The sequence below is a fragment of the Pseudomonas frederiksbergensis genome (assembly GCF_003732665.1).
Taxonomy (GTDB): domain Bacteria; phylum Pseudomonadota; class Gammaproteobacteria; order Pseudomonadales; family Pseudomonadaceae; genus Aquipseudomonas; species Aquipseudomonas frederiksbergensis_G.
In genome coordinates, this window is record NZ_MOBP01000014.1 from 390,208 (window position 1) to 398,624 (window position 8,417).

The 8,417-nt window shown below is 61.8% G+C and carries 6 protein-coding genes; 3 read left to right on the forward strand and 3 right to left on the reverse strand.

The genetic code is table 11. The annotated features are described in order from the left end of the window. Positions 1-78: 78 nt before the first annotated feature. Both poxB and BK665_RS23575 read right to left on the reverse strand, forming a co-directional pair. Positions 79-1,803, reverse strand: coding sequence for a ubiquinone-dependent pyruvate dehydrogenase (gene poxB / locus BK665_RS23570; RefSeq protein WP_123408995.1), 1,725 nt, complete (start codon positions 1,801-1,803; stop codon positions 79-81). A 96-nt stretch (positions 1,804-1,899) separates the two neighbouring features. Further along, positions 1,900-3,123 (reverse strand): NADH:flavin oxidoreductase/NADH oxidase family protein, encoded by a 1,224-nt coding sequence (locus BK665_RS23575; RefSeq protein WP_123408996.1) that lies wholly within the window; start codon positions 3,121-3,123, stop codon positions 1,900-1,902. A 77-nt stretch (positions 3,124-3,200) separates the two neighbouring features. Here BK665_RS23575 and BK665_RS23580 point away from each other — a divergent pair, with 77 nt between their 5' ends. Further along, complete coding sequence (locus BK665_RS23580; protein ID WP_123408997.1) at positions 3,201-3,611, forward strand: MerR family transcriptional regulator; 411 nt, start codon at positions 3,201-3,203, stop codon at positions 3,609-3,611. A 200-nt stretch (positions 3,612-3,811) separates the two neighbouring features. On the opposite strand, the gene BK665_RS23585 is transcribed toward BK665_RS23580, so the two are convergent. Next, complete coding sequence (locus tag BK665_RS23585; protein ID WP_123408998.1) at positions 3,812-5,350, reverse strand: MFS transporter; 1,539 nt, start codon at positions 5,348-5,350, stop codon at positions 3,812-3,814. A gap of 140 nt (positions 5,351-5,490) precedes the next feature. On the opposite strand from BK665_RS23585, the gene BK665_RS23590 reads away from it, so the two are divergent. Further along, on the forward strand, positions 5,491-6,357 hold the full coding sequence (locus BK665_RS23590) for a LysR family transcriptional regulator (protein ID WP_123408999.1): 867 nt from the start codon (positions 5,491-5,493) through the stop codon (positions 6,355-6,357). A gap of 369 nt (positions 6,358-6,726) precedes the next feature. Further along, a complete protein-coding gene (locus BK665_RS23595; RefSeq protein WP_123409000.1) occupies positions 6,727-8,286 on the forward strand; it encodes a TerC family protein in 1,560 nt (519 codons plus the stop codon). Positions 8,287-8,417 lie beyond the last annotated feature (131 nt).

Here is an 8,417-nt window from a genome sequence, read left to right on the forward strand (position 1 = left end):
TGTGATTTTTACCATCACCCAGCTCTACTGTGGGAGCGAGCTTGCTCGCGATGGGGCCAGTCAATTCAACATCAAATCTCAGCGAAACCAGTTCGTCCGCGCCAATTCGATCACTTCATCCCCACGCCCGCTCATCGCCGCTTTAAGCATGTACAGGCTGAACCCCTTGGCCTGCTCCAGCTTGATCGTCGGCGGCATGGCCAGTTCCTGGGTCGCGGTAATCACATCCACCAACACCGGCCCATCATGGGCCAATGCCCGGCGCAATGCCGGTTCCAGGTCTTCCGATTCTTCAACGCGAATCCCGAGAATGCCCATGGCGTTGGCCATCGCCGCGAAGTCCGGGTTGTGCAGGTCGGTGCCGGTATTGAGCAAGCCGCTGGATTTCATTTCCATCGCGACGAAGCCCAACGACGCGTTGTCGTAGACGATGATCTTCACCGGCAATTTCAACTGCGCCAGGGAAATGAAATCCCCCATCAACATGCTGAAACCACCATCCCCCGACAGTGAAATCACCTGCCGATCAGGGAATGTTGCCTGAGCGCCGATGGCTTGGGGCATGGCGTTGGCCATCGAGCCGTGGTTGAACGAGCCGAGCAATCGGCGTTTGCCGTTCATTTTCAGGTAACGCGCAGCCCACACCGTTGGCGTGCCGACGTCAGCAGTGAAGATCGCATCGTCATCCGCCAATTCGCTGAGCAGGCGCGTGAGGTATTGCGGGTGAATCGGCCGGCCCGGCGCGGAAGGCTGTGCCAGGTCATCGAGGCCTTGGCGCGCTTTCTTGTAATGTTCGAGGGACGATTCCAGAAAGCTGCGATCACCGCGATAGGGCAGGCGCGGCAGCAGCGCGGCGAGGGTTTCGCCGACGTCGGCGGCGATGCCCAGGTCCAGGGTGGTCCGGCGGCCGAGGGCCTCGGGGTTGTGGTCGATCTGAATGATGGTGGCGTCGGTGGGGTAGAACTGGCGATACGGGAAATCGGTGCCGAGCAGCACCAACGTGTCGCAGTTGAGCATCGCGTGATAGCCGGAGCTGAAACCGATCAGCCCGGTCATGCCGACGTCGAACGGGTTGTCCCACTCCACGTGTTCCTTGCCGCGCAAGGCATGCACTACCGGCGCGCCGAGGGCGTCGGCCAGGGCCACCAGTTGATCATGAGCGCCGGCACATCCGGCGCCGCACATCAGGGTTACGGCTTTGCTTTGGCTCAGCAGTTCAACCAGTCGATCCAGATCCTGCGGTGCCGGCAAGGTGCGCGGTTTGGACAGCGCCGGCCACGGCTTGAGGTTGTCTTCGACTTCCTGCAACGCCACGTCACCGGGAATCACCACCACCGCGACGCCGCGATTGAGGATCGCGCTGCGCATCGCCCGGTGCAGCAACTGCGGCATCTGCGCCGGGTTGCTGACCAGTTCGACGAAGTGGCTGCACTCCTTGAACAGTTCCTGCGGGTGGGTTTCCTGAAAGTAGTTGAGGCCGACTTCGGACGACGGAATCTGCGCCGCGATGGCCAGCACCGGCACATGGTTTCTGTGGCAGTCGAACAACCCGTTGATCAAGTGCAGATTGCCCGGCCCGCAACTGCCGGCGCACACCGCCAGTTCGCCGGTGACGGCTGCCTCGGCCCCGGCGGCAAATGCCGCGACCTCTTCGTGGCGCACGTGCATCCACTCGATGCTGTCCATGGTGCGCAGGGCGTCGGTCAAGCCGTTGAGGCTGTCGCCGGTCAGGCCCCAGATGCGTTTGACGCCGGCCTGTTCGAGGGTGGTTGCCAGTTGCTGGGCAAGGGTGATTTTCGCCATGAATGAGGTACTCCAGTGATCGATGAGTTGCCCTTGGGATAGAAAAAGGGACAACTCAACGGCTGGCATGACTCCCGGGGAATTGTGAAGAGTCGTTTACTTGGTCATCGCCTGTTTGTATTGGCGGGTACGCCGGGCGATGTACAGCTGATCGCGGATCAACGCCCAGAGCGCCGAGACCTGCGGCCGGGGCTGGTGGCCGCGACTCAGGCGATGCAACTGGAACTTGACTACCGCCATGGTCGCCAGCGCCGCCAGAGGTTTGCGCTTCCAGAGGATCGGCGGCAATTGCGGATGGCTGTTCTTGCCTTCGCGCCAGTGCTTGACCAGGTGCGGCTCCACCGCCATCGCGGTACCGATCCCGGCCATGGCGATGCCGCTGTCGAGCACCTGTTCGACGATGGCCAGGCGACGGATGCCACCGGTCACCATCACCGGCATGCGCGCCACGCTGGCCAGTTCGCCGGCCATCTCCAGGAAGTACGCTTCACGGGCCAGGGTGCGGCCGTCACGGGCTTCGCCTTGCATGGCCGGGGCTTCATAGCTGCCGCCGGATAACTCCAGCAAATCGAGCTGCTGCTCGTTGAGCCACTGGATCACTTGCCTGGCATCGTCGGCGTCAAAGCCGCCGCGCTGGAAGTCCGCCGAGTTGAGCTTCACCGAGACGCAGAACTGCGCCGAGACGGCTTTGCGCACGGCGCTGACCACCGCCAGCAGCAGGCGAGCGCGATTTTCCAGGGAGCCGCCCCATTGGTCGGTGCGACGGTTGGTCAGCGGTGACAAAAACTGGCTGATCAAGTAACCGTGGGCCGCGTGAATCTGCACCCCGGTAAATCCGGCTTTCTCCGCCAGGGCCGCGCTGGTGGCGAAGCGCTGGATCACTTCGTGGATATCGCTTTCGGTCATAGGTTTGGGCTCGGCGAACATCTTCGAGAACGAGCCCAAGTCCAACGCCACCGCCGACGGCGCCCAGGCTTGCTGGCCGAGATTGGCCATGGTCTGGCGCCCCGGATGATTGAGTTGCACCCAGAACTGCGCGCCACCGGCCCGGCCAATCGTTGCCCACTGACGAAAACGCTCAAGGTGCTGCTCATCTTCCAGCGCCACACCGCCGGGACCGGTCATGGCGCGACGGTCGATCATGACGTTGCCAGTCAGCAACAACCCGGCTTCGCCCCCGGCCCAGGCTTGATACAGACGCAACAGGGCATCGGAAGGCGCCTGTCGGGTGTCCGCGAGGTTTTCTTCCATCGCCGCTTTGGCGATGCGATTGCCGATAGTCTGGCCGTTGGGCAAATTCAGCGTTTGAAAGGGCGACATGCTTGACTCCTCATCAGTGATGGGAGGAGGCTAAGCTTAAAGTTAACTTTAATGTCAAGCGGGCAAATGAGGTTGGGATGAAGATTGGTGAATTGGCGGAGTTAAGTGGCTTCAACCCGTCGCGCATTCGGTTTTACGAGGCCCAGGGCCTGATCCAGAAAGTCGCGCGCCGGGCCAATGGCTACCGGCATTACCCCGAACAGGTGTTGCAGACGCTGTACCTGATCCAGTGCGCCCAACAGGCCGGGTTCAGCCTGGAAGAGTTGAAGCAGTTGATGCCGGACACCGCCACCGGTGAATTCAAGCACGACGAACTGTTGGCGGGCCTGACGCGCAAAGTCGAACAGATCGAAGAAATGCAGCAACACCTGGCGCAGAGCAAGGCGAAGCTGCTGGCGGTGATCGACGATATCCACGCGAAGCCCGAAGGCATGGGCTGCGACGCGAATGCCGAGCGGGTGCTGGCGTCCTTCAAGCACCCGCGCTGATCGCCCCAAATCCCCTGTGGGAGCGGGCTTGCTCGCGAAAGCGGTGGGCCAGCCAACATCCCTGTTGAATGTGAAACCGCCTTCGCGAGCAAGCTTTGCTCCTACAAGGGGATCGTCGTACACAACATCTGTGTTCACCACCGACCCCTGTAGGAGCGAGGCTTGCCCGCGAAGAGGCCCTGATAGTCAGCGCAATGTCATCACTGCTGAGCAACGGTCCCCGATAAATGGTTTGAGGGGGCTGGAATCGGATTACGCATCAGCGTCCCCACCACCAACGCCCCCAGCAGCGCCAACAACCCCGCGACCACCAGCAACAAACTGAAACCACCGACAAACGCCTGCCGGGCCAGCGGTTCGACCACGCCACGCGCCGTGTCCGGCAGCAAGCCCAGCGCCGCCGTCATATCTCCGGCCACCACTCGCGAGGCGATGCCGCGGGTCTGTTCAACCCATTGCCCCGACAGGCTGTCACGCAGCAACAACTCGGTATGACTGGCCAGCAACGCGCCGTACACACCGATGGCCAGCATGATCGCGCTGAAACGCATGGTGGTGCTCAGGCCCGAGGCCATCCCGGCGCGGTCCCTCGGCACGCAAGCCATGATGTTTTTCTGCGTGTCGCCATTGAGCAACCCGGCCCCGGCGCCGGTCACCGCAATGGCCAGGGCGAAGGGCAGGTAACCGCCGCTGTTGACCGCCCAGGCGCTGAGCAAATTGCCGCCGCCGACCAGGGTCAGTCCCGCCGCCATCAAAGTCGCGGGGGCAAAACGGCTCGCCAGCCGCGCTCCAATGCGTGGGCAAATCAGCATCGTCAACGCAAACGGCAACATCCCCAGCCCCGAGGCGATGGCCGAGAAACCCAAACCGTTTTGCAGGTAGAACGGCAGCATCGTCATCATCACCTGAGCGCAACCGGCGTAAGCGAACATGCCCAGCAGGGCGCCGATAAAACGTGGGTGCTTGAACAGTTGCAGGTCGACCATGGGCCGCTGCTGCATGCGCTCGATCAGCACAAACAGCCCAAGCAATAGCGCACCGCCGATCAGTCGGGCGTAGGTCATGGGATTGTTCCAGCCGATGCGATTGGCTTCGATCAGGCCCCAGATCAGGCACAGCAGACTCGCGCTGAAAGCCAGGCTGCCCCACGGGTCGAGGCGCGCAGATTGGGTGTCCCGGGATTCCGGCACGTTGCGCCAGACCATCGCCATCAGCAACGCACCCACCGGCAGATTGAGGTAGAAAATCCAGCGCCAGCCGATGTATTCGGTGATCAAACCGCCGAGGGTCGGCGCCGCCGTCATCGCCACCCCCATGCACGCGCCCCAGAACGCCCAGGCCTTCGCCCGTTCCACCTCGTCGTGAAAGGTGTGGCCAATGGAAGCCAGGGCCGAAGTCAGCAGCAACGCGGCGCCAACGCCTTTGATCGCCCGGGCAATGTCGAGGAACAACGCGCTCGGTGCAGCGCCGCAACCGAGGGAGGCGAGGATGAAAATCCCCAGGCCCCAAAGCAGGGTTTTCTGCCGGCCGAAGCGGTCGGCGATGCTCCCCGCCGGCAGCAACAACGCGGCGAAGGCCAGCATATAGGCGCTCACCACCCATTCGATGTCGGCAAAATTGGCGCCCAGGTCCCGGGCGATGGTCGGCAGGGTGACGGCGACAATATTGGTATCGAGGACAATCAGCGAACACACCCCGGAGGCGGTCAGCAGCGTCAGACGTGGGCTGACCTTGCTCATGATCGGATTGCCTTTTGAGTAAGGGGTTTGACGTGCATGGTTTTAGCTCTCTAGTGTGGTTGCATCGAAAGCTTATCCCGGTCTGCGCGAGGCTTTGTTAGCTGTCAGTCTGGACTTCATTACCTTTGAGCTAATGCACCATGGATATAAGGCATTTCCGCTACTTCCTGGCCGTTGCCCGGCAGCGCAACTTCACCCGAGCCGCCGAGCAACTGGGCATCGCGCCGCCCACTTTGAGCCGACAGATTCAGGACATGGAAACGGAGCTCGGCACGCGGCTGTTCCTGCGTCAGCAACGGGAAGTCAGCCTGACCGAGGCCGGCGCGGCACTGGTGATCGAGGCCGAAGCCACGGTGCGCCAATTCGAATTCGCCCAACGCAACGCCCAGCGCGCCGGGCGCGGGGATATCGGCCACATCGAGCTGGGTTACGTGGCCTCGGCGGTGTATTCCGGTTTGCTACAAAAGCAGGTGCAGGCCTTCTGCCGCGAGTGTCCGGATGTCAGCCTGAATGTGCGCGAGACGCCGATGGCGGCGTTGCCGGGCCTGGTAATCGAGGGCCGGTTCGACATCGGTTACGTGCGCTCGCCGATGACCTTGCCCGAGGGGCTGGAAGCGCTGCGGCTCGATTCGGAGGGGTTTGTGCTGGCGCTGTCGAGTGAGTCGTGGCTGTGCCGACTGCCCCGGATCAATCCGGCGCATCTGCAAAATGAAACCTTTATCCTGCCGGAGCAAATCAACGGCACCTTGCAAGTCGCCGCCGAAGGAGGCTTCGCCCCAACCTTGGGCGCGCAGCCGGGCGGCTTGGTGGCGGTGATTGCCCTGGTGTCACTGGGGCAGGGTGTGGCGGTGGTGCCGGCGTCGGTGGTCGGGCATGTCGGGTTGCCGGGGGTTGTGTATCGGGAGATTGAGGGGGGTGAAGCGAGTTCGTGGTTGTCGATGATTTATCGGCGGTTTGAGAAGTCGGCGGCGGTGGCTCGGTATATCGAGCAGGTTCGAAACCGCTAGAAGCTTCGCGAGCAAGCCCGCTCCCACAGGGGATTTGTGAACACTGAAGATCACCTGTGGGAGCGGGCTTGCTCGCGAAGGCGTCCGCCAAAACGACGCTGTTACAGATTTTGTAACGATTTCCAGTTGTAGGAATTGTTACCTTCACCTGTACGCTTCAAGTCCTTTTTCCCATTCAGGACCTGCATGAACACCCTCACGGAGCCCCCCAGTCAGCCCTCCATCTCGCGCTTTCGCGCAACCCTGACGCACGTCAAACACCCGGTTTTCCGACCTCTATCTCTTTCTGCATCTACGCTCCCACGGCCCTCGCGCCGCACTTTGCCTTGCCCGGCATTCTGAATTCGCTAAAGAGATCGAGACATTTTTATGGAATGGATAGCTGACCCCACTGCCTGGCTGGGCTTGTTGACGTTGATCGTGCTGGAGCTGGTGCTGGGCATCGACAACCTGGTGTTTATCGCGATCCTGGCGGACAAGTTGCCGCCGCATCAGCGCGACCGTGCACGGATCATCGGTTTGTCCCTGGCGCTGCTGATGCGCCTGGGCCTGCTGGCGAGTATTTCCTGGCTGGTGACCCTGACCCAGCCGCTGTTCGAGGTGTTCGACAAGAGCTTCTCCGGGCGTGACCTGATCATGCTGTTCGGCGGTGTGTTCCTGCTGTTCAAGGCCACCATGGAGTTGCACGAGCGGCTCGAAGGCCACGTCGGCCAGCGCACGGGCAATGCCGCTTACGCAATGTTCTGGCCGATCGTGGCGCAGATTGTGGTGCTCGACGCAGTGTTTTCCCTGGATGCGGTGATTACCGCCGTGGGCATGGTCGATGAACTGGCGGTGATGATGATCGCGGTGATCATTTCCATCGGCCTGATGATCGTCGCCAGCAAGCCGCTGACTCGATTCGTCAATGAACACCCGACGGTGATCATGTTGTGCCTGGGCTTCCTGATGATGATCGGTTTCGCCCTGACCGCCGAAGGCCTGGGCTTCCACATTCCCAAAGGTTACCTGTACGCGGCCATCGGTTTCTCGATCCTGATCGAAGTGTTCAACCAGATCGCCCGCGCCCGGCGCAAGCGCTCCATGCAGGGTCTGAAGCCTATGCGCGAGCGCACGGCCCATGCGGTGATGCGTTTGCTGGGCGGTCGCCGGTTGGCGGTGGAAGAGGTCGGCGAGGAGATTGCCGACCTGCTGGACAATGGTGAAGCACCAAGTGAAGTGCTGTTCGACCGCCGTGAGCGGGTCATGATCAGTGGCGTGCTGCAACTGGCCGAGCGGCCGATTCGTACGCTGATGACGGTACGGGCTGACGTCGATCACCTCGATTTGGCCGATGATGCCGAGACCATTCGTACACGCCTGATGCATTCGTCCTACTCACGCCTGCCGCTGGTCCGCGACGGCGTGGTGGATGAGCCCCTGGGCTTTGTGCACAAAAAGGAGTTGTTGAAAGAGTACCTGGCCGGCAATGACCCGGACCTTGAAGACCTGGCGCGCACGACCATCAACTTGCTCGACAGCTATTCGATCCTCAACGCCCTGGAACAGATGCGCAAAGCCTCGACCCACATTGCCTTTGTGGTCAATGAATTCGGCGACTTCGTGGGCGTGCTGACCATGACCGACATCCTTGAATCCATCGCCGGCGAACTGCCGGACGCCAGCGAAATCGAAGGCCCGGACGTGGTTGAAGAGCAGGGTGGGTTCATGGTCAGCGGTGCGTTGAACCTGACGCGGGTGCGACAGTTGACCGGTTTTAGCGCTGAGCCCTCCGATGACTACCAGACCTTGGCCGGGTGGGTGATGAGTGTGCTGGATCGGTTGCCGGTGATCGGTGATCGCCATGAATGGGATGGCTGGACGATGACAGTGGCGGCGGTCGAGGAGCGGCGGGTGGTGCGGGTGTTGTTGGTCCGCAGCGGCGGGTAATTTTGCGTCGAGCCCGAGGGCCTCTTCGCGAGCAAGCCCGCTCCCACAATGGATTTGTGTACACCGCTCCCTGTGGGAGCGGGCTTGCTCGGGTAGAAACCGGGGACATCCTTTACGTTTTAAACCGGAGA